We start from the raw sequence: 23,022 nt of genomic DNA on the forward strand, positions 1-23,022 counted from the left end.
GTGGGCGATCCGTTGGGATCGTGTAGTTGCCATCTTTATCGACCGTGCCTTCACCAATTTTATTGCCATCTTTATCTTTTAAGATGATTGTATCGCCTGGTACACCTGTACCATCTACTTTATTGTCACCTGCAGTTGGTTCTTTGATCGTTGGTTTATGTGCGTCCGCATCATACGGTGCATCTTTTACTGTCACATTAAAATCTTCACTGAGCAAATCAGAATTTGGATTTTGAATTTTATAGACATAATTTTCACCTGTTTGAGCTGGTGTCAATAATTCAAATGACCATGTATTATCTTCCAATACTTTTGTTTCACCAAGTTTAACACCATCTTTATATATAATCACAAGATCATCTTTAAACGTTGGTCTATTATCAATATCATCAGCTTTTATAGCCGTTCCTGTTAAAGTTGTCGTCCCACTATCGATTTGATTGGTAGAACTTACTTTGGATGCGGGAGAAACATTGACCAAGCTAATATTTGATAATTGATAAATAGACGTACCTGAAACATTTGGTGAAAAACGATAACCAAATGATAATTGTTTATCATCACCTTCAAAATCAACCGTATGAACACCATCATTCAGTGTAATCCAATCATCAGCAGTTGAAACATACTTGCCATCAAATTTCAGCCTTTTTTCCTCACCTAACGTACCATCTGGATTTATATCTTTCACTCTGGTTTTAAATGGCACATTACTACCACTCTCTTTTTTACTAGTAAAAGAATAACGATAAATATTATATTTACTCAGCTCTTTAGTCGTAGTTGTTCTTACTCCACCATTATAAAAATTATCCCCATCGGTAACACGATTCGTAAGACGGATGCCAAGTACACCATTGCCCTGCCCTAATGCACCAATACCTATATTAAGATTACTCTTTGTTGTAATTGGATAATAACCTGATGCGCCTGGTGACGCTGGAAATGTACCGAGTGTTCCAGCAGTTCTATATTCCGCATCCCAGTTACTTAAATCATTAAATTGTGTATTTGGTAAAAAATCACTTGTATTTTCAGCTGCTAAAACTGTATCTACTTGAAAAAAATGATTAAATACTGGTAGTTTACTATCAGCAACGCCACCTAAAAATAGAAATGCTGAACCAGCTAATGCTGTAACCCAAACTTTTTTCTTTTTATACTGCTTATAATGTTTTTTCTCTTCTGAAAAGTCAGTATATTCTAATTTTTTCTTTCTCATGTTCACGTCATCCTCTTTTCATTTATTATATTCGTCGGAATTCAAATCGTATCAATACTTTTATAATATTTTATTAATAAATTAAAAAATATTTTATACAAGTAAATACCACATACCATTTTATTCAAACAATGTATTTTTTATTATTATTATCTTTTTTTATCAATAAAAAACAAAAAAAGTATTATAATAATAGAAATATACACGTTAAGTAGATTTTTTTGTTATATTAATTTATAAAGAAATAAAAGAGAACAAATCTTTTTTACTATAATTAAAAATTTAAATTAGTTATTTTTCACTAAAAAAATATGGTCATTAAATTTACAATTGAAGACAAAGCAATAAGCGCATAATTCACTATTTAATCACGAATTTATGATGTTAAAATACACTCTATATTTTGTTTATTTCAGACTATTTATATATTATGTACATACGCTAAAAAGGCGACATCTCTAGGAGATGTCGCCTTTTTAATATATGGACTATCATTAAGGTGATCGTTTCAAATAATGATATGACTTCGATTCAGCGCTGACAAATTGAATAACTATTTAGTCGTTCGTAGCGCTTTTTCTTTTAATTCTTTCACTTTTAATGTGTAGCTCAGTAAATCAAGTGCAATACGAGCACCTACTTGTTCTGTAATCCCGGAGTGATCGTATGGTGGAGCCACTTCAACTACATCAAAACCAATCACTTCACCGTGTTTTGCAATTCCTTCAAGTAAATCTTTGACTTCATCATATAATAAACCACCTGGTGATGGTGTGCCTGTTCCTGGTGCAATAGATGGATCTAAACCATCTATATCAATTGTCACATAATATTTTTCACCTTGTGGTATTAACGATATGATTTGTTCTAATCCCAGTTTTCTCATTTGCTTAGGCGATAAAATAACAGCACCATAATCTCTTGCCGCATCAACATCTTCTTTTTTACTGCTACTAATACCACGAATACCAAATTGAAATATTTGTTGTACATGGTCTAGTTCTGATAATCTGCGGATACAATTCCCATGACCGTAGCGCATGCCTGAACGATGATCTGCCCAGTCTAAATGAGCATCAATTTGAATTACATGAAATGGCCCTGCTTGTTCCAATCCTTTTCCGACCGCTGCTGTTATGGAATGATCTCCGCCTAAAACAAGCGGCATAGCACCTTTTTCGACAATTTTACGAATTGTCATTTCTGTATTTTCATGACTTTGCATCAAATCTCCATGAACAATATCGACATCTCCGCAATCAACAACCTTCCAATCCGGACCTAAATACATCGTATCTGTCTCAATATCGTATGCACCTTCTAACCCAAAACTATAGAGAGTTGAACCTTCACGAATACCACGAGGTCCCATTCTTGCTCCTGACTTCCATTGTGTACCCATATCATTTGGTACACCAATTACCGCTACATCTGCATCCAACTGATCAATATCCGCACAGACAGGATATTTCCCGAAAGTACAAATCCCAGTGAAAGGTAAGTTTAATACTTCTTTTTCTTCTTTATTAACCATCGTCTATTCCTCCTTAGTTTTTAATCACCGATGTTTTCGTTTCAGCAGCAATAAATGTTTCACTACCTTCATTTGGTTGAATGAAGCGTGCTACTACTAATAAAGCAGGTATAGCAAAAATTAAATTTACTAATATCCCTACTGTTGCTGCTAAATGAATCGAGCTAAATGTTAAAATAACACTAAATGTTGAAGTCGCTATAGCTATTCCAAATGAATAACCTAATGAGCTAGCCATTTTATATATTCCAGAAGCAACGCCTACTTTATCATCAGCAATATTGACCACGGCAATATCGATTGAAGGTGTTGCATACATTCCTAACCCTATACCGGAAATCAAAAAACCGGTGAAAACGACTATTATATACGCTGTATCTGGTAAAAATGTCATCGCGGTCATACTCATACCAATTGCTGCTAAAGAAGTCGCTATTAACATGGGCTTGCGCGCGCCCATTTTTTGTAGCATACGCTCACCAACACGGATCATCACCACTACTGCAATAACATTACCAATTGTTAATAAACCTGTCTGAAATGGTGTGAATCCTCTAGCAATTTGAATATACATAGTTGATACTACAACCGTTGCAGCAATGCCATTTTGCAAAAAATTAGAAACTACAGCACCTGTATATGCTTTTGTTTTAAACAATGAAAATTCGATAAATTGATTTTTTTTCTTCAGCTCAACAGCAAAGAAAATAACAATGGAGAGTATTGCCCCACAAATTAAAATGATTGTTAAGGGACTTGTCCAACCAAAATCTTGTCCCCTTGTTACAATAATATTTATTAGTAACATCATAATAATGAAAATAGAAAAACCAACAAAATCAAATTTTGCATATTCCTTAGTATCTGCCTTACTCTCTTTGATATTTTTTATTAAATACATTGAAATAAGAGCAATAATGATTGAAAAAACAAAAATCCAACGCCATCCCATATATGTCGCAATTGCACCTCCAACTAATATTGTGATTCCTCCGCCACCCCATGAACCAAACGACCAATAGCTCAATGCTCTTTGACGATCAGCACCTTTAAATGCAGATTTTATTAAAGCAATAGTAGATGGCATAATACACGCAGCTGAAATGCCTTGTACAACTCGACCGATTACTAATAGCGTAGCACTTTGAGAAATAATTATTAGTAAGCATCCCAAAATGCTTAATGATAATCCAATATAAGTTAATTTTTTTCTTCCAAAACGATCTGATAATCCGCCCGCTGCAACAATAAATAACCCTGAAAATAAAGACGTGAGGCTTGTTGCAATATTCAAAGTTCCTAAAGACACACCCAGTTCTTTTTGAATTGCTGGAATAATATTGATCATGGACTGTGCAAAAAGCCAAAATGTTAATACGGCTAAAACGATACCTAAAATCATTAAATTAGAACTCTTTGTTGATTCACCCATTCATATAGCCCCCTTCATTGTTTTAAACGCTTATACACGACTCCTCCTTTTTTATCCCTTCATTTATTTAATGCAAATTCCATGCCAATTCGAAATTCAAATAAAAAAGGGCCACCTAGTCAAAATTGACTAATGCCCAAAGACATATTTTTGGATTTTTCTGTTTGCAGTTGACTGACTAATTCCTAATTTTCGCCCTAATTTAATACTGCTTGGATATTTTTTATATAGCTGAATAATATATTCTTTTTCAACATTTTCTAGATAGTCTTTCAAGGATTGCTCTGTCGTACTTTCAGACTTGTCACTTGTAGCTACTAGTTCATCCTTCTCTGATCTAGATATTTCTTCAGTCTCTGACGTAATCATTACTTTTTCTATATAATTTCGTAATGCACGAATATTTCCTGGCCAACTTTGTTGACTCATCCACGCAATCATATCGGCAGTAAAGTAATTATTTCTGCCATATTTCAAATTAAATTCATTCGTTATATCATAAATCAATGAAATGATTTCATCTTTCCTTTCTCGTAAAGGAGGAATTTCTATTCTAACTACATTAATTCGATAAAATAAGTCTTCACGAAATTGTTTGTTGTGTACCATCTGCTCTAGGTTTTGATTTGTAGCAAAAATAACTCTGCAGGCCATTGGAATACTTTTACTTCCGCCCACTTTCATAAACATTTGGCTTTGTAATACGGATAATAACTTCACTTGTAGATGAAGAGGTAGTTCACCAATCTCGTCTAAAAAAAGTGTCCCGTTTTTCGCACTTTCAAAATACCCTTTTTTTCCGCCCTTTTTTGCTCCTGTGAAAGCTCCATCTTCGTAACCAAATAACTCAGATTCTATTAAATTCTCAGAAATTGCACCGCAATTTATCTCAAGAAAAGGTTCTTTTGCCCGTGGTGATAGATCATGTATAAAACGTGCTAAATAATTTTTCCCAACACCTGATTCACCTTCCAATAACATGCTGATATTTACAGCTGCCACCTTGGTAATCACATCAAATATCTTCAACATCTTACTATTTGTTGTAGGAAAAAAACGATTCATTTGAAGTTTTAAAGCTCTGTTTTCTTGCTGATATTGCTTGAGCATATTTGCAACTTGTTCATTTTCATCTTTTAGATAATCAAATTCCGTCATATCTCTGGATATACTTATTGCACCAATCAATTCATCATTATCAAATATAGGGTATCCTGCACTAATCCTCTTTCGTCCATCAATTGTTCGTTGAATAACAGTTGCTTCTTTTTTACCCTGTAATACCGCAACAATCACGGACGGAGAAAACACACCTTTTTTCTCTAATTCAAAAATAGTATCCAATTCCATATCTATATCTGTTAATCCAAATAATTTTTCAACTTGAGGTGTACTATAAATAATTTTCCCTGTATGATCTACTACAAAAATTTCATCAAAAGAATGCATGAGGATTTCACTCAAAATTAAGCTATTTTTTTCTTTCAATTTCATTTTAATCCCCCTTAGTCACCAATGACTATATTATATTCAGAATTGACTATATATTCAATTATTTAACAGTGATATGCGTAAAAAAACATCTTTCAAAAATCTTTATAGGTTCTACTACCAGATTTTTGAAAGATGTTATTGTATAGCTATAAAATTTATTGGGTTCCATTTTTCTATTAAACCGTTAAACAACCACGGAAACCACGTGCTGCATAGTAAGATTCTGCACCATTATGATAGACAAACAATGTATCAAAACGATAATCGCAGAAAATGGCTCCACCTAATGAACGTATTTTTTCTGGTGTCTCGATCCAAGATGACGTTTTTAAATCATAATCACCTGTTTCTTGTAGTTCACGATATTGTGCTTCCGTTAAAAGAGCAATTCCCATATCATTTGCTACATCAATTGCACAATTTTTTGGTGGATGACTTTTACGTGATTCCAATGCTTTACGATCATAACATAGGCTTCTACGCCCTTTAGGACTTTCTTTTGAACAATCATAAAAAACATACAGATCTGAGTCAGCATCTTTTTTTATAACATCTGGTTCGCCCTGTGTTTCTTCCATTTCATACAATGACGAAATTTTTTCTGGCTGTGCCTCCAGTTTTGATTGAACATCCGCCCATTCTATTCCCTCATGACGTTCCATATGATTTTCAAAGCGTGTTTGTAGTGTTTCTAACAATGTCGTTTGCTGCTCTACAGTTAGTGTTTTTGTCATCATTCATGCCTCCCAAATTTAATTTCTTTTATCTATTATAGCCTAGATTATCTTTTAAAATCGACTCTCAACATAATCACATAGCTCTTTGTAGCGAAGCTCTTCATAATCTTTTTGACCACGAATAAATTTCTCTTTCAAATTATAAAAGCAAATTTCAAGATACTCCTTATTATGATGATGCTCATATGGTGTTACTTCTTCTACCTCTACTAGGTCACTAAAATAATTATTCATTTTATCGAATGCACGAATTTTATAACCGCGTTTCGTCATTTCTGCCATTACTTTTTCAGTATATATATAAAGATCATCTTTTGGGTATTCATAAATATAATTGATCAATATATGCTGATCTTCTTTCGCAAAAATACTATTCAATTCGCGCCACTGCGATAATAATTGACCACGCGGTAAAAATTCTATTAAATCCGTATGCCATAATCTCATTTCCAATCACTCCCTCATCTATCATTATACAAAAAAAGCGCCATCGCCAAAACGATGAAGCGCTTATACTTATGATTGTTTTGTAAGAATACCATCTTCCATACGATAGACATGATCACAGAGTGGTAGCATGCGCTCATCATGTGTTACCATAACAGCCGCTTTACCACGTTTTTTAGCTTCCTGTGACAGTAACTCTACCACTTCTATAGCACGTTTAGAATCAAGGCTAGCAGTAGGTTCATCCGCTAGTATCAAATTCGAATTATTCATGAAGGCACGTGCAATAGCTACACGTTGACGTTCGCCACCTGATAATTCATGCGGCATTTTTTTTAGTTTGTCCGCAAGACCTAAATCTGTCAAAAGCCTACTAGCAAAATCACGGTCATCCTTCGAAACTTTACCACTCATTTTTTTCACAAGTATTAATTGGTCTACTATTTTTAAATAAGGGATTAAATTTGACGTTTGTAATATAAAGCCGATTTCTCGCAGACGAAATTTCGCAAGCTCTTTTTCCGTTAATGTTGCTAGGTTGATTCCATTAATCATAACTTGTCCTTCAGAAGGCTTTAATAATGCACCCGCGATAGAAAGCAATGTACTTTTACCTGAACCAGAAGGTCCAATAATAGCTATTAGCTCACCCGCTTGTACTTCTAAATCTGCTTGTTGCAACGCATTTACTGTATTTGCACCTTCTTGGTAACTTTTTGAAATACCATACAATTTTAACACAGCCATTATTCCACTCTCCCTAATGCAGTTAATGGATCAATTTTAACAATTTGACGTACTGAAATAATTGAACTAAGTAACGCAATTACTAATAAAACAAGTGCATAAATTGTCACTAAAGTAGGATCTAAAGAAAATGGCATATTTTCTGGTAATATCATCGCTGTTACATACGTTAGAAGTACACCTATCCCTATGCCAAATACGGATAATAGGATCACCTGTGAAACGATTGCACGGCCGATAAAACCATTGCTTGCACCAATTGCTTTCATCACACCAAACTGCTGTGTTTTTTGCATCGTAATGACATAGAAAAATACAGCAATAATAAATGCTGAAATGACAATACAAAAGGCTAACATCATCATAATCGTACCATTTTCTGCCGTATAACCAGGCATGCCATTAATTGCTTCTTTTTTCGTTACCGTTTCAACACCCGTGATTGAATGATCTAATGATGCAGTATCTAAATCTTCTCCTTGTAAGAAGAATGTTTGCACTGGTTTTTTTATACCATTATCGGAACCTGGTGCTGCAAATTGATAATCACGCCATGTATCCATGACTACAAAAGCTGAGGGTAAATGATTAAATGTTTCATTTTTAACGAACCCTACTACAGTTAATTCTAATGTAGCATTTGAGACAAGTAATGTATCACCAATTTTATAGCCCGCTTTTTTAAGCGTATCATTAATGACCACGCCTTTTTTGTTTGCAGTCGAAATTGATTTACCTTCAATTATTTTAGGCATTATGTAGGTATCTGGTTCTAAACCTATTAATGCTACATCTTCTTTATCCGCTGCATCTTTTGATTTTGTTTTGCCAACAGAAATTGTTGATGAACCAAAAGCAGCTACGTTATCTACACCTTTTTGTTGTTTTATCTCTTCAATTAACTCTTCTGACAACATCGACTTTGTGAATTTAGAACCAGCCGTTTCTTCATATACCGCATACTGCGCATCAAAATTTTTCAATGTGGCTGCACTCAAAGTAGATAATCCATTACCAAGACCAGATAAGATGAAGACAAGCCATGCGATTAAAATAATAATCATCGTCATCATGCCATACCGTAGCTTCGCATGCTTTAGTTCATTCCATGCTAAAAACATTCCATAACCTCCAATAATAAAATTGACCGTACCAAAAAAGTACGGTCAATTGCTATTATACACATAAGTTACAGTTGTGTAACCATTTAAATTACATAAGTGTAACTTATTTTGTTATGCCATACATTAATAGTTTTTTAATCTCTTGCATAAATAATTCATTTTCCATACCTGTATGATTTGGCATTTCAATTGTTTGGAAGATAAAACTTAATAACAGGAAATCATTTGTATCTTGCGCGATTAACGCCTCTTTTTTACCTTGTAGAATTAGACGTTTTAATGGCTCATATAAACCATGGTGCATGCCTAACAACTGTTCTTTTTTGGATGCAACAATCGGTGTCACGCTATCAACCTTCGATACATGTCCTAAGATTTGATGAAGTTCCTTCATACTAAAAATACGTTTAATCAATTCTTCCAGCTGTGCCTCAAAAGATAATGTATGATCCACACCCGTCAATATCGTGACACTATCCTCCATTTTTTCAAGCATAAATTGGATGATTAGTTCTTCTTTATTCGGATAATGTTTATAAATAGCGGCACGCGATACACCAATTTTTGCTGACAATAAACTCATTGTAAAACCATCATAGCCCACATCTAAAATCAGTTCTTGCGTTACACGCCATAAGTCTTCTTCTGAAAACTTCTTATCTCTTCCCATTGTGACACCTCCTTCAATCTCTCTCTCATGCTATCACTGGCTTTACAAAAAAGCGAGAGGAAATAACAGGATTGCTATGCCTTTTCACATCTAGAGGAAAGCCATTTGAGTAGAATTAGCATTTAAGTAATAAGTAGCAGTCCATGGTAATCCAATAACTGTTATTTGAGAACCAACCATAGAAATAGATTGTGGCATCCAAAAGATAGTAAAATATTGTTTTTTAACTGTTGGTACTTCAATCAAAATTAACTGCTTATCCTTGATCATCACCCAAACGGATGTGAATGTTTATATACGTGGCTTATTTCCAAGAATAACCGCCATAATTCATTAGTCTTTCAGAGTAGTTGATCTTTGGCTCAAATACATGCATTGGCTGCAATTCAGCAATTATAGTTTTAGTAACTTTTGCTCCAAATTTCTCCATGTCTGATATAGTTAGATCTTTTATTATGATATTCTCTACCTTCTTTAATCCATTTTTCGATTTTAGGTGTTCTAGTTCTTTTTGACATAAAAACACCTCTTTGAATTAGTCTAATCCAAAGAGGTGAAACTTTATTTAAAATCTACAACATCTGTTGGTTTGGAATAAAGTTCGATTAAAAGGATGCTACAAACATTGATTTTATAATAGAAAAAACATATATATTTTGAACAAAGATTGATTAAAATTCATGAGTTCGATTTTTAATTATATGAAGTTTTTATAAAAAAGTTTGATTATTTAATCCCTTTTGAGAATGGCAGATTCCAAAGCTAAATAACTTATATAATTTTACAGACGACAAATTATTGATTAATTATATCTAATATTTCTTTGAAGTTATTCCCATACATGTCTTTGAATGATCTCCCTACTTTATCACTTAACAATTTGATAAAGCCATCCATTGATGGTATTATCGAATTTAATTTTCGTTTGTCGCCTGCAAGGTTTAGAAAATGAATTAAAAATCATCAAACCATTGGATTATTCGCTACAAACAATAACCTTGCAGGTCCGAAAAAGAAATTGGAGAAATTATATAAAGAAAATAAACTTTGATTATGACACGCAGATAAATGTGATTTGTATTAATGCTCATGAATCTTCACTATCAACGATATGTGACGTCATCAATATTAAAAGAAACAGTATTACTATCAATTTGTTAGTTAAAATAAATAACTTTCAAAATTATAGAAACCATAACCTATAAGTACCCCTATAAGTACTACTCTACCTAATTTACTATAATTTTGTTCTTTTTCAAAGTTACTAAATCTAAATGTAAGTACTAATAAACATCCTAAAGACACAATTAATTCAGAAATAATATGCTTAGAATGAAAATTTAATCCTCTCATATTCAAAACAGTTAACATAATTAAAAAAACATATAAATATCCCTTAATTCGCATTCTTTAATCCTTTCTTAAAAAAATCTAATGTAATCTTTCTTGAACTACATATTTTCCATAACGAGCCCCATTACGGAAACAATTAGCATCTTTAAAATATTTATCTCTTGCTCCTTGAACAATACCAATGCCAAATTTTGATAATAAATAAGCTCCATCAAAAGATCTTTTAAAAACTGTTATTCCGGCTTTAATAGCTTTTTCACGAACTATTTGTTCAATTTGTTTTTTTAATGTTTTAGATTTTTCGATTATTTTTTTTGACTGTACTGTCAGATTTTGTTTGTGGGCTTTTTTAACGTCGGTATAACCTTTTATAACATCATAAACTGTTAATACTAACCAAGTAAAATCTGTAAAAGTTGAAACTATTTCATCAACAACATACGCTAAACCTGTCATTAAAGCATAATGAATACGATTAGGTTTTAAACCTTCAGGGTCCACATTTATAATTGGATTACCATTCGCATAACTATAACCGTTCTGTGATAATGGCTCATCATCATCGCCTGGATGGGGGTCTAATGCTAGAAAAGAACCATTGTTTGGATTGTAATAACGTGCTTCTAAATAATAATTTTTTGTTTCTTTATCGTAATAATACCCAGCATAACGTATTGGATTTTCTTCAGCAATTTCTCCATCAACATTTAAAATATTACCATATGCATCATATTGTTGAATATCATAATAGTCATGTATATAACTAATATTTCGTGCCAGTGTTTTAGGTATTTCTAATTCCGTCACAATACCCCAGTCCACACCTCTTTTTTTCCAATAAACACGCTCAATTTCAAACTTCTCAAGAATCCGTTCTTTTAAAAGCTCGTCTTTCATTTTTATGGTCCTAGCAAGCTCTACTAATCCTTCACCTTTATCTACCGTTAATAAAAAATCTGTTGTCATCACAATTGGCTCATTCGTTTTCGGGTCTGTAGGGTGTTTAAGACCTAATTCAACAGCAATTATCATGGTTTCCTCCAACGGCAATAACGGAAATTGTTCTCGAATATCGATAATATAATTTGAATATTCAGTTAAATAAAAGTAGTTTCGTTCTAAATCAGATAAAAATTCATGTTGTCGATTTGTTTTAATACCTTTCAAGCGAGTAGACCTTCCAAGTGAAGAAACGTCTTGAATGTTTAACCATGGTTTGTAGTCCGAACCAATACCTGAACCTCTACCTTCTTTAATCCATTTTTCGATTTTAGGTGTTCTAGTTCTTTTAGACATAAAAACACCTCTTTGAATTAGTCTAATCCAAAGAGGTGAAACTTTATTTAAAATCTATAACATCATCAAAAAATAGCTTTAGTTTTATTCGACTGTGACACTCTTCGCTAGGTTGCGCGGTTTGTCGACATCACAACCTCTGTAGAGAGCTGCATAGTAACTGATCAGTTGTGTCGGTACAACAGATGCTAATGGTGTAAGCAGTGGATGAACTTGTGGAATTACGACTGTATCGCCGGCTTCCTCCATACCTTCCATGGAAATAATACATGGGTACGCACCACGCGCCACAACTTCTTTTACATTACCACGTATATTCAGTGATACTTCTTTTTGTGTTACAAGAGCAATCACAGGTGTACCGTCCTCAATCAAGGCAATAGTACCATGTTTTAGCTCGCCACCTGCGAAGCCTTCCGCCTGAATATACGAAATTTCTTTGAGTTTCAAAGCACCTTCCATACTGACGAAATAATCCATACCGCGTCCGATGAAAAATGCATTGCGTGTTGTCGCTAGGAAATCTTCGACAACTTTTTGGAAGTCTTCTTTATGATCAATGATTGTTTGAATAGCATTAGCAGCGATACCCAATTCTTTTTTAAGATCGATATCCTGTGTTCCAGCTACTGCATAAGCGACAATAGCAAGCACTGTTACCTGAGCAATATAAGCCTTTGTAGAGGCTACAGCAATTTCTGGACCTGCATGTAATAACAATGTATAGTGCGCCTCACGTGATAATGTAGAACCTTGTACATTCGTAATGGTTAGCGCCTTATAACCAAGCTCTTTAATTTTCACAAGCACTTGGCGACTATCCGCTGTTTCACCTGATTGTGAAATAAATATAAAGAGTGGATTTTTAGATAGTAAGGGCATATTGTAACCAAATTCACTTGAAATATGAACTTCTACTGGTATACCAGCAATTTTTTCGAAATACTGTTTACCGATTAAGCTAGCATGATAACTTGTACCCGCTGCGATAATATAAAGACGATCTGCTGCTTTAATAGCATTCATGACAGTAGCATCAATTGTTAACTCACCGCATGCATCTTCATATTTTTGTGTAATACGACGTACAACTGCTGGCTGTTCATCCATTTCTTTCAACATATAATGAGGATATGTGCCTTTTTCGATATCACTTAGATCAATTTCAGCTTTATATGGTGCACGTGTCACGCGTGTACCGTCTAATTTTTTAATTTGAAGTGATTTTGCATGTAAGAGCACGATTTCTTTATCATGTAGTTCGATAAAGTGATCTGTTACGCTAAGCATGGCCATTGCATCTGAAGCAATGACATTAAACCCTTTTCCAACGCCTAATAACAATGGGCTATTTTTTTTGGCAACATAGATAACATCTGCATCATTCGCATCTAATAGCGCAATAGCGTAAGAGCCTTCTAATTTAGATAATGTTGTACAAAAGGCCTCTTCTGTTGTCATACCTTCATGTGAAAAATATTCCACTAATTGTACAATAATTTCTGTATCTGTATCACTTTTCACAGGGACATCCGTTAAAAATTCTTCTTGAAGATGATGATAATTTTCGATTACTCCATTATGCACGATTGTAAAACGTTGTGAGTTACTAGCATGTGGATGTGCATTTTTAAAGTTTGGTACACCATGAGTTGCCCAGCGTGTATGACCAATTCCCGTTGAAGCAACAACAGCTGTATCGACAACACCACGCAAGTCGGCAATGCGACCTTTTTCTTTAAAAACATGTACTCCATCAGCATTGCGTACAGCAATACCTGCTGAATCATACCCACGATATTCTAATTTTTCTAACCCTTGCAATAAAATTTCTTTTGCATCTAATTCACCAATATATCCTACAATTCCACACATAATTAAATTCCTCCGAAGTTCGCAAATTTGATTGCATAGGAAATCAAACGGTCAGCCGCTGTTTGATAAAAACAGGTCGGTACCGTATTCGCTTAGCACATACTAAACCAATTTCTCTACTCGATCATTTTTGCCGTTTTATCTCTTTGTCCAAAAAATCGCTTTTTTGTTTTAAAGATAAACTGACGGTCGGGCTGTCGACCGGGAGGCATCCGCCGAAATATCGATACTCCTCCACCTCGTCTACTGAAAATCTATCGTCCGATTTTTTCAGTACTGGCGCTATAACTGTTTTTCCGATTTTTGCGTTAACACAAAGCTCCTTCGCAATTTTTACTAGATTTCTATCATAAACGGTGTACTCGTAGTAGTCAATTCATTCCCTACAAATATTTACATTCTCTTGAAAATACAATGCTTTTCTCATATAATTCTCATAATCTTCTACTGCTATTATTTCCTGGGTAATAGTATTTACCACATTATAAGAACGCTTAAACTTCAGTAGAATATTAAAATAACATAAAAAAACACCAAGCACGAGGCCTAGTGTTTTTACAATTTAAATATATTATTATTCAGTTAAACCCATTTCTTCTTTAACAACATTTGCAATGCGTTGACAATATTCGTCACAAGAAGTTTGTGTTTGTGCTTCAACCATTACACGTACTAATGGTTCTGTACCTGATGCACGTACGAGTACTCGACCATTACCATCCATCTCTTTTTCAACAGATGCAATTGTTGTAGCAACTACTGCATTTTCAGTTACTGCATGTTTATCTGTCACGCGTACATTAATTAGTTTTTGTGGAAAAACCGTCATTTCTGCAGCCAGTTCAGATAATTTTTTACCTGTTATTTTCATAGTATTCACAAGTTGTAGACCTGTTAATAGGCCATCACCCGTCGTATTATAATCTAGGAATACAATATGACCTGATTGTTCTCCTCCGACATTATAGCCACCTGCACGCATTGCTTCAACTACATAACGATCGCCGACCTGTGTTTGGATACTCTCAATTCCAGCTTCTTCTAGTCCTTTGTAAAAGCCCATATTACTCATTATTGTAGAAACGATTGTGTTTTTATTTAAACGACCTTTTGCATGGAAATAGTTTGCACAGATGAACATAATTTGATCGCCATCGACAATTTGGCCTTTTTCATCAACTGCAATCAGACGGTCACCATCTCCATCAAACGCTAAACCGATATCCGCTCCTTTTTCAAGAACGAACTCTGCCAGTTTTTCTGGGTGTGTTGAACCAACATCTGCATTGATATTTAAGCCATTAGGTGACGATCCCATAGATGATAAATCTGCTTCTAAATCCGCATATAGATGTGTTGCTAATGATGAAGTTGCACCATGTGCGCAGTCCAATGCAATATGAATACCTGTAAAGTCTTCTTCAACTGTTTGTTTTAGATATTGGATATATTTTAATCCACCCTCAAAATAATCACTAACAGAGCCCAAATCTGCTCCTGTAGGACGAGGTAATGTATCTACTTCTTCGTCTAGTAGTGCTTCAATTTCCGCTTCTTGCTCATCGGATAATTTAAAACCATCTGCGCCAAAGAATTTAATACCATTATCCTCTACTGGATTATGTGATGCTGAAATCATGACGCCTGCATTGCCACTCATAACACGCGTCAAATAAGAAACGCCTGGTGTACTAATAACACCTAAACGCATTACCTCTGCTCCTACCGATATCAAACCAGCTACTAAAGCGCCCTCGAGCATTTCACCTGAAATACGCGTATCACGACCGATTAGAATTTTTGGTCGTTCGGTAGCGTCCTTCGTTAGAATATATCCTCCAAAGCGGCCTAGCTTAAATGCTAACTCCGGTGTTAACTCACTATTAGCGACTCCACGGACGCCATCTGTACCAAAATATTTACCCATTATGTTCTCTCCTTCAAAACCTATCCATTATTTACTAACACTTCTTTATGAAGTTTGCTCTGTGAAATTCATTGTTATATTCGCTAGCGATAAACTCGTTGTTATACCGGCAGGGCCATCGACTTTAATCGGCAGTTCTGTGATTCCTTCTGAGATTTTTGCTGCATCAACATAAACGCTTAAATCAGAAGCCGAGAGGGCATCAATTTTTGATTTTTCACCCTCAACCTTCACATCTACTTGACCTGTTTTTGGTGAGATAAATTCTTGATTGAATTTATCAACATCAAGACCGCTCAATCGAATGTTTAAATTTTTGAATGTTTTTGTTTGTTGTTCTTCTTCGTCAGGTAGCGCTGCGACATCATCGTCGTCTTCCTTGATACTACTAGTATCTGCATCTTCTTCCTTCACTACTTTAACTTTCACATCTGTATTATCTAAAGACATGCTCGTTACACCAGTAGGTTTTACGATTTTCCCCGAATATGTAGACGATTTTTTAATATCAGTTACATCTACTTCTACGGAAAGCTGTTGGATTTGATCGATATCAGATTTAGAACCGTAAATTGTAACATTTTTCGTTTTCGCTGTTAACGAATCGACAACATATCCTCTAGCAGGCTTTCCTTTTTGGTTAATAGACAGCGGAACGCTTCTATTGTATGCACCGATCTCTACTTTTACTTTGACTGTTTTCGGTTCAACATCCACATTCAAAATATTCAAGTCACGATCAAATATTTTAACGCCCGCTGTTTTATCAAAGGTTTTATTGACACCCTTGTCTGCTGACACGGTTGCTTTAACATAGCTGATGCTTTCAATAGCGCTCTTCGCACCTGATACCGTAACCATTTGAGGCTCCGTCGTCATCGATTTCACATACTTGCCATCTTCTAGCTGGTTTTCATTAATTTCGGGTTCGACTTTAACATCTTTTGTAATGCGTTCTTCGACCATAATTTTAACCGTTTTTGGCTCTACTTCCACTTCTAGCTTATCCGAAAAACCTTCTGGTATAAATTTTACAACATGTTCACCTGAAGGTTTATCCTTCACATTTACAACAACTTTTGCATTGCGACCAGATTGCGTGGTAATAACGATACCAATTGGACCCGTTATTTTCACATTGACAGTCTGAGGAACACCCGTAACGACAAAGTTACTGTCATCATAGCGTAATTCTACAGGTATGTCCTGTAAAATTTCTGACTTCATACCGGAGGTTGTCGTATCGACATTATTCCCCGTACCATTTGGCCGAACACTAAAGAACATTAAGACAGCAAGAGCAAGTGCAGTAATACGCAGTATCCACGGTGTATCAATATACTTGTCCATTATTTTCTGCCCCCTCTCCATCGCCAAATAGATGCGCCTTTATTGGTTGGAGAGTCACCAAACCAAGCTTTTCTTAAACGAAGTTCAAAATCTTCTAATGTTAATTCTCGATGTAATTCTCCATTGACGGTCAAGCTAATGCCGCCGGTTTCTTCCGAGACGATAATCGTGATAGCATCCGTCACTTCACTAATACCAATTGCAGCACGATGTCTAGTTCCCAGCTCTTTCGAAATAAATGGACTTTCTGATAACGGTAAATAACAAGCCGCTGCTGCTACACGATTTTTTTGGACGATGACCGCTCCATCATGTAATGGCGTATTCGGTATAAATAGGTTGATTAATAATTCCGATGAAATATCTGAATTCATCGGTATACCCGTTTCGATATAATCGTTTAATCCTGTATCTTTTTCAATCGAAATAAGTGCACCAATTCGTCGTTTTGCCATATAACTTACCGATTTCGTCATTGCCCCAATCAATCGATCCTGTTCTTCCTCTTCCTGTAAACCACTGCGAGCAAAGAGTTTACCGCGCCCTAGTTGCTCTAATGCTCGACGAAGCTCAGGTTGGAATATAATGATGATTGCTAAAAATCCATAATCAATAACTTGCTTCGTCATCCAGCTCAATGTATTTAAACCGAGATATACCGTTACAATACGGATGATGACGATTACGAAAATACCTTTTAGTAGCTGTACTGCTTTTGTTCCTTTGATCAGTGCAAGAATCTTATAAACAACAAACCAGACTAAAAGAACATCTAAGATGTTGAGAAACATTCGGACAAGATCATTTTCTGTAAAATGTGTTAATTCATTAATAAATGTCACGTGGAATCCCCCACTTTTCTAGCGCTTACGTATGGTTTCAGTATATCATAGTATACCCATTTTTCGCCTTTGCGAAGCGATAAAAGGGATTATTTTACTAAAAAAAGACTGCCCATATTGGACAGTCCTTGTCTATTCGACAGTAAATATTTTTTTTGCACCGTCTTTCATTGAATACCATAACCACTCAAATGTTTCATCGATTTTTTCGATATTTCCTGTGACATTGGCGGTGGATGCCATATAACGACCGTTGACGATTGTCACATTGCCCTCCACTTTACCTTTAACAACTAAATCACCATTTTTCACGACAAGATCACCTTTGATTGTCGCATTTTCTGGTACTGTGACAGTCGAACCTTCAACAAGTAGTGCATTATTTTTTGAAACAGAAAATTCTTTGCTATCTGACATACCCGATAATAGTGAAGCGCTCATCATAATAAAGAAAATTGCTGCCGCTGCCAATAAGGGATGTTTTCTCCACCAAAATCCTGCACCTACTCTTGATTTTGGTTTTGGCAATCTACTCATAACATTTTGAGTGAAGCCTAGAGGAACCTCTACGTGCATTCGATGGCTGGACATGAGTTGTTGCTCAATATGCTGTAGCTCGTTCATATGACGTTGACAGTTTACACAACTCTTCATATGTTGTCGCATATCATTTTCATGTTCTTGACTAATGTCGCCATCAAGATAATCATGCATATAATTCTCTAATTTTTCTGGACATGCAATCATCATGGTTCCCCCTACACATCACCTAGCTGCTTGCGTAGTGCTTCTCGTCCTCTATGGACACGCGTTTTAACTGTGCCTAATGGAATGTCGAGAATATCACTTATTTCTTGCAGAGGTAACTCCTCAATATACTTTAATATTACAACCGTTCGATATTTTTCAGGTAAACGATTAATTTCATAATGGATACGATCCTTTAATTCCATTCGTTCGACTTCTTCTTCCGGTAAACGTTCTTCGATAGCGACTTGCGAATACATATTTAACCCCTCTGTACCCGGTACTTCAGCATCTAGATAGTAATCTGGTTTTTTCTTACGAAGTCGATCGATACAAAGGTTCGTAGCGATTCGATATAACCATGTCGAAAATTTACGCTTAGGGTCGAATGTATGCAGATTAATATATGCACGTACAAACGCCTCCTGTGCAACATCTTCGGCTTCCTGTTGGTTGCCTAATATGCGATAGCATACATGATAAAGACTTTGCTGGTATGACTTCACAATGTCAGAATATGCATTTTGATCGCCTTTTAGCACCTGCTTTATTCTTTTGTGAATTAACGTGTCCATTGCTATTTTCCTTCCAACTAACCTGTACTTTATTTACGCATGACATCACATATAGTTTCAACGACTATATGATTTATTATTGTACCATGAGAAGGAGTTGTATAGCCTTATTAAAGAACCGTTTACACAAGTGATTCTCCTAGTAAAGACCCCATCAATTCAACTGCCACATTAGCCGTTGCATTTTTCGTATCTAGAACTGGGTTAACCTCGACAAATTCTGCAGATGTTAGCATATTCGATTCTTGTAAGATTTCCATCGCTAAGTGACTTTCACGATATGTAATCCCTCCAGGAACTGGTGTACCTACACCTGGTGTATACATTGGGTCTAAACCATCTAAGTCTAGTGATAGATGAAGACCATCTACCTTTCTGTCTTTCAGATATTGAAGGGCATCCTCCATTACTGCTGTCATGCCCAAGCGATCAACTTCATGCATCGAATACACTTTAATACCCTTCTCTTTAATTAACGCTCTTTCTCCAGCATCTACAGAACGTGCACCAATGATGACTAAGTTTTCTGGTTTTATTTTTGCTGCATCGCCACCGATGCTTGTTAATTTTTCATGCCCCATCCCCATTGCAACTGCCAATGGCATGCCATGTATATTGCCTGAAGGCGATGTATCAGCTGTATTCATATCAGCATGTGCGTCATACCAAATAACGCCAAGGTTTTTATAGTGCTGTGCCAAACCAGATAATGTACCAATCGCGATACTATGATCACCACCAAGTATGAGTGGGAACTGCTTTTGTTTTACAGCTTTGTTTACAAGCATAGATAACTGCGAACAGGCTTCTACAACTGCACCCAAATTACGTAATTTAGGATGTACTTCTAATTTTGCTGCATTCGGCACATGAATATCACCTTCATCTATCACTGTATGACCAATCGCTTCAAGACGCTCAATTGCACCTGCATAGCGAATAGCACTTGGCCCCATATCTACCCCTCTACGCATTTGACCAAAATCGATTGGAACACCTATTAATGATATTTGTAATTTTTCCACTCCAAAAACCCCCTTTGATTTCTACTACCATTGTAAACGCTATCATTCCAATGGTTCAACTGCACATGAATTCGTATAAATATACAAATATAACTTTCTAATGACGTAAAAAAGGTTGAATAAGAAATAATTTTCTCATTCAACCTTTTGATATTCTTTTATTTAGAAAATTTATCTTTTAAATCACCAATTTTATCTTGAACTTCACCTTTAAGTTTATCAAGCTTACCTTCAGCTTGTTTTTTCTTATCACCAGTAGCATTCCCTACTTGTTCCTTTGCCTCACCTTTACCTTTATTAACCGCGCCTTTTAATTTGTCAGATAGACCTTCACCCATTAAAAAAACCTCCTATTAATATCAGTCTATTTATACTTTACCCATTCATATAAAATTAAAACAAAAAATCACTTTCACATGACAGTGAAAGTGATTTTTTAAATAAACCTTGATGAGTCATGTAGGATTCGAACCTACGACCCTCTGATTAAAAGTCAGATGCTCTACCAACTGAGCTAATGACTCGCTCTAAAATATAATTTGTAAAAATGGCTGGGGAACCTGGATTCGAACCAGGGCATGACGGAATCAAAATCCGTTGCCTTACCGCTTGGCTATACCCCAACAATGGAAATGATATTAAATTAAAATGGTGGAGAGGGGCAGATTCGAACTGCCGAACCCTAAGGAGCGGATTTACAGTCCGCCGCGTTTAGCCACTTCGCTACCTCTCCAGGTGTTAAAAGCTAATATGGTGGAGGATGACGGGATCGAACCGCCGACCCTCTGCTTGTAAGGCAGATGCTCTCCCAGCTGAGCTAATCCTCCGAAAAAAATATGAAAATAATGGTGACCCCTACGGGATTCGAACCCGTGTTACCGCCGTGAAAGGGCGGTGTCTTAACCGCTTGACCAAGGGGCCATCAGATAATTAATGTCTTTAACAAGACAAGATTTATAATATCATTTATGAAATACTTTTACAAGTGTTTTTTCAAAATAATTTATTTTTTTAAAAATGGTTGGATTTATAAGCTTCCAACCGGATTTGAACCGGTGACCTCTTCCTTACCATGGAAGCACTCTACCTACTGAGCTATGGAAGCATAGACAAAAGACAAAAAAATGGCTCCGAAGGCAGGACTCGAACCTGCGACCCTCTGATTAACAGTCAGATGCTGCTACCAACTGAGCTACTTCGGAACAATTATATGAAAATCTGATGTAATTTCCTTAACACATTTATTATTATAACAAAATATAAAGTAAAAGCAATACGTTTTTTGAAAATAAAATGAAATCTATCTCTTTTTTCAGATATATTACAAAATATATGTAATCCCACTCATTTTCCAACCAATCATATCCAATAAAACAAAGCAATATTCACAATTTTTACGATTATTTTCTTAGTAAAAGTTAGTATATCACAACATCTTCTACAACTATAAAACAAATGAAAATTACTACCACTCTCCTGCCCTTAGAACCCACCTGACAAACGACTCTATACTAATATCTACTTCTATACAGTAATAACTCATTATACGTTTCTGAAGCCATTCTTGCACTACTAACTTATATATGAACTCAGGAGAATATTTCAGCAGTTAGATGACATACTAAGAAAAATACGCATTGATCACTGCAGTCACTAAAGCTAGAAATAAACATGAAGAAACAGTATGCGCCGATCATTATGGATTTGAGCCTCAAACCTGTAATCCATATTCAGGTCATGAGAAAGGAAATGCAGAAAATAAGGTGGGCTATATTCGATATAACTTTATCACTCCAGCACCGGTAATAAAGGACTTGAAATATCACACACACTTATTACAGCAAAAGCATACAAAGAATCGAAAATGAATTCATTACAAGAAGAAAGTATCAATACAAAAACTTGTGGAAGAAGAATTCGACTATTTATTAGCCTTATCAGATGAAGAATTCCCTATGTTTAAAGAGAGTAAAATCAAGTCGAATACGTATGGTGAAATTATGCCAGATACAGTAAAAATTTAATTGTCACGTCAAATTTAGAGTTCAGCCAATGGAATCTCATATTTAGTGATTCTAAATTAACTACAGTATTAGTAAATTGAGTAATACATCACGCGCATATTTCGAATTTTACTAGCGATAGTTTTCGTGTAACCAACGCTTGATCACGACAAAAATAAGAATAAAATTGAAAGCTAGCAAACTGGTGTATTTTTCATTGCAAAATAATGAACAGAGAAGTTCATACGGGTAGTGGCGGTTCTCCCACTAGATATTATTAAAAAATACAAAAAAAGAAGAGCCTGGGACGGAACAAAAATAGTATGTCTCAAATACAAATAATCAAATCAATTGAACGCGCTAAAAACGACTCCTGCGGCGGGAATAGCATGAGCTGAAAACCCCACAGGAATGCAGTGACGAGGCGTTTGAAGCCATGTCCGGGGAAAGTCATTATTTACTGAAACTGCGCATTTCTTCGTCAGCTTCCGGTCATTTGATCCTCACGTACTCATGTACGTTGCGTCCTCACTTCTGTCGCTTCCTCGAACTACTTGCTCCAGTAAACAATGACATCGTATTCAAGTGAATGAACAGAGAAAATAAAAGGGTGTAATACACT

At 35.5% G+C, this 23,022-nt stretch carries 19 protein-coding genes, 7 tRNA genes and 2 pseudogenes; 1 reads left to right on the plus strand and 27 read right to left on the minus strand.

The window, feature by feature from the left end; genetic code table 11:
* The 27 genes and pseudogenes from DEX24_RS15750 to DEX24_RS15880 all read right to left on the minus strand — a co-directional run.
* Positions 1-1,222, minus strand: a 1,222-nt coding sequence (locus tag DEX24_RS15750) for an Ig-like domain-containing protein (protein WP_249033893.1), incomplete at its 3' end; no start/stop codon positions are given.
* Between the two features lie 553 nt (positions 1,223-1,775).
* The gene (speB, locus tag DEX24_RS15755; RefSeq protein ID WP_109307352.1) at positions 1,776-2,756 is read right to left on the minus strand and encodes an agmatinase; all 981 of its coding nucleotides are present in this window, start codon (positions 2,754-2,756) and stop codon (positions 1,776-1,778) included.
* 13 nt (positions 2,757-2,769) lie between these two features.
* Entirely contained in the window at positions 2,770-4,188 is a 1,419-nt protein-coding gene (locus DEX24_RS15760) for an MFS transporter (protein ID WP_109307353.1), read from the minus strand.
* Positions 4,189-4,317: 129 nt separating this feature from the next.
* Complete coding sequence (locus DEX24_RS15765) at positions 4,318-5,682, minus strand: sigma-54 interaction domain-containing protein (RefSeq protein WP_109307354.1); 1,365 nt, start codon at positions 5,680-5,682, stop codon at positions 4,318-4,320.
* 176 nt (positions 5,683-5,858) lie between these two features.
* A complete protein-coding gene (locus tag DEX24_RS15770) occupies positions 5,859-6,419 on the minus strand; it encodes a DUF4256 domain-containing protein (RefSeq protein ID WP_109307355.1) in 561 nt (186 codons plus the stop codon).
* A gap of 51 nt (positions 6,420-6,470) precedes the next feature.
* Entirely contained in the window at positions 6,471-6,866 is a 396-nt protein-coding gene (locus DEX24_RS15775) for a pyrimidine dimer DNA glycosylase/endonuclease V (protein WP_109307356.1), read from the minus strand.
* 69 nt (positions 6,867-6,935) lie between these two features.
* Positions 6,936-7,613 carry an ABC transporter ATP-binding protein gene (locus tag DEX24_RS15780; protein WP_109307357.1) on the minus strand — a complete coding sequence of 226 codons (678 nt, stop codon included), beginning with the start codon at positions 7,611-7,613 and terminating at the stop codon, positions 6,936-6,938.
* On the minus strand, positions 7,613-8,734 hold the full coding sequence (locus tag DEX24_RS15785; protein WP_109307358.1) for an ABC transporter permease: 1,122 nt from the start codon (positions 8,732-8,734) through the stop codon (positions 7,613-7,615). Before DEX24_RS15785 ends, DEX24_RS15780 begins: the two co-directional genes overlap by 1 nt.
* 106 nt (positions 8,735-8,840) lie before the next feature.
* Positions 8,841-9,407, minus strand: a complete 567-nt coding sequence (locus DEX24_RS15790; protein ID WP_109307359.1) for a TetR/AcrR family transcriptional regulator — start codon at positions 9,405-9,407, stop codon at positions 8,841-8,843.
* 90 nt (positions 9,408-9,497) lie between these two features.
* Positions 9,498-9,677, minus strand: coding sequence for a hypothetical protein (locus tag DEX24_RS17045; protein ID WP_146193005.1), 180 nt, complete (start codon positions 9,675-9,677; stop codon positions 9,498-9,500).
* Between the two features lie 1,161 nt (positions 9,678-10,838).
* The gene (locus DEX24_RS17300; RefSeq protein ID WP_249033894.1) at positions 10,839-11,501 is read right to left on the minus strand and encodes an RHS repeat-associated core domain-containing protein; all 663 of its coding nucleotides are present in this window, start codon (positions 11,499-11,501) and stop codon (positions 10,839-10,841) included.
* Positions 11,481-12,056: pseudogene (locus DEX24_RS17580) on the minus strand (TnsA endonuclease N-terminal domain-containing protein); the annotation flags it as partial. The gene DEX24_RS17300 and the pseudogene DEX24_RS17580, both read right to left, overlap by 21 nt.
* Positions 12,057-12,140: 84 nt before the next feature.
* The gene (gene glmS, locus DEX24_RS15810; protein ID WP_109307362.1) at positions 12,141-13,931 is read right to left on the minus strand and encodes a glutamine--fructose-6-phosphate transaminase (isomerizing); all 1,791 of its coding nucleotides are present in this window, start codon (positions 13,929-13,931) and stop codon (positions 12,141-12,143) included.
* A gap of 574 nt (positions 13,932-14,505) precedes the next feature.
* The gene (glmM, locus tag DEX24_RS15815; protein WP_109307363.1) at positions 14,506-15,858 is read right to left on the minus strand and encodes a phosphoglucosamine mutase; all 1,353 of its coding nucleotides are present in this window, start codon (positions 15,856-15,858) and stop codon (positions 14,506-14,508) included.
* A gap of 45 nt (positions 15,859-15,903) precedes the next feature.
* Positions 15,904-17,208 (minus strand): CdaR family protein, encoded by a 1,305-nt coding sequence (locus tag DEX24_RS15820; protein WP_170112974.1) that lies wholly within the window; start codon positions 17,206-17,208, stop codon positions 15,904-15,906.
* Positions 17,208-18,041: a diadenylate cyclase CdaA gene (cdaA, locus tag DEX24_RS15825; RefSeq protein ID WP_373863607.1), complete on the minus strand. Its 834-nt coding sequence runs from the start codon at positions 18,039-18,041 to the stop codon at positions 17,208-17,210. Before cdaA ends, DEX24_RS15820 begins: the two co-directional genes overlap by 1 nt.
* 141 nt (positions 18,042-18,182) lie before the next feature.
* Positions 18,183-18,797 carry a zf-HC2 domain-containing protein gene (locus DEX24_RS15830; RefSeq protein WP_109307365.1) on the minus strand — a complete coding sequence of 205 codons (615 nt, stop codon included), beginning with the start codon at positions 18,795-18,797 and terminating at the stop codon, positions 18,183-18,185.
* 11 nt (positions 18,798-18,808) lie between these two features.
* Complete coding sequence (gene sigW, locus DEX24_RS15835; protein ID WP_109307366.1) at positions 18,809-19,372, minus strand: RNA polymerase sigma factor SigW; 564 nt, start codon at positions 19,370-19,372, stop codon at positions 18,809-18,811.
* Between the two features lie 122 nt (positions 19,373-19,494).
* Complete coding sequence (rocF, locus tag DEX24_RS15840; protein WP_109307367.1) at positions 19,495-20,397, minus strand: arginase; 903 nt, start codon at positions 20,395-20,397, stop codon at positions 19,495-19,497.
* Between the two features lie 158 nt (positions 20,398-20,555).
* Positions 20,556-20,735 (minus strand): CsbD family protein, encoded by a 180-nt coding sequence (locus tag DEX24_RS15845; RefSeq protein WP_109307368.1) that lies wholly within the window; start codon positions 20,733-20,735, stop codon positions 20,556-20,558.
* Positions 20,736-20,848: 113 nt separating this feature from the next.
* Positions 20,849-20,921 (minus strand) — tRNA-Lys (locus tag DEX24_RS15850).
* A gap of 24 nt (positions 20,922-20,945) precedes the next feature.
* A tRNA-Gln gene (locus DEX24_RS15855) sits at positions 20,946-21,020 on the minus strand.
* Between the two features lie 26 nt (positions 21,021-21,046).
* Positions 21,047-21,130: transfer RNA gene (locus DEX24_RS15860), tRNA-Tyr, on the minus strand.
* 18 nt (positions 21,131-21,148) lie between these two features.
* A tRNA-Val gene (locus DEX24_RS15865) sits at positions 21,149-21,224 on the minus strand.
* Between the two features lie 19 nt (positions 21,225-21,243).
* Positions 21,244-21,318: transfer RNA gene (locus DEX24_RS15870), tRNA-Glu, on the minus strand.
* A gap of 111 nt (positions 21,319-21,429) precedes the next feature.
* Positions 21,430-21,502, minus strand: a tRNA-Thr gene (locus DEX24_RS15875).
* Between the two features lie 20 nt (positions 21,503-21,522).
* Positions 21,523-21,599 (minus strand) — tRNA-Asn (locus tag DEX24_RS15880).
* 812 nt (positions 21,600-22,411) lie between these two features.
* Between DEX24_RS15880 and DEX24_RS17905 the strand changes: the two are divergent.
* A pseudogene (locus DEX24_RS17905) lies at positions 22,412-22,564 on the plus strand (ATP-binding protein); the annotation flags it as partial.
* Positions 22,565-23,022: the final 458 nt, after the last annotated feature.

Source organism: Kurthia sibirica (genome assembly GCF_003143975.1).
In the GTDB taxonomy this organism is placed as follows: domain Bacteria; phylum Bacillota; class Bacilli; order Bacillales_A; family Planococcaceae; genus Kurthia; species Kurthia sibirica.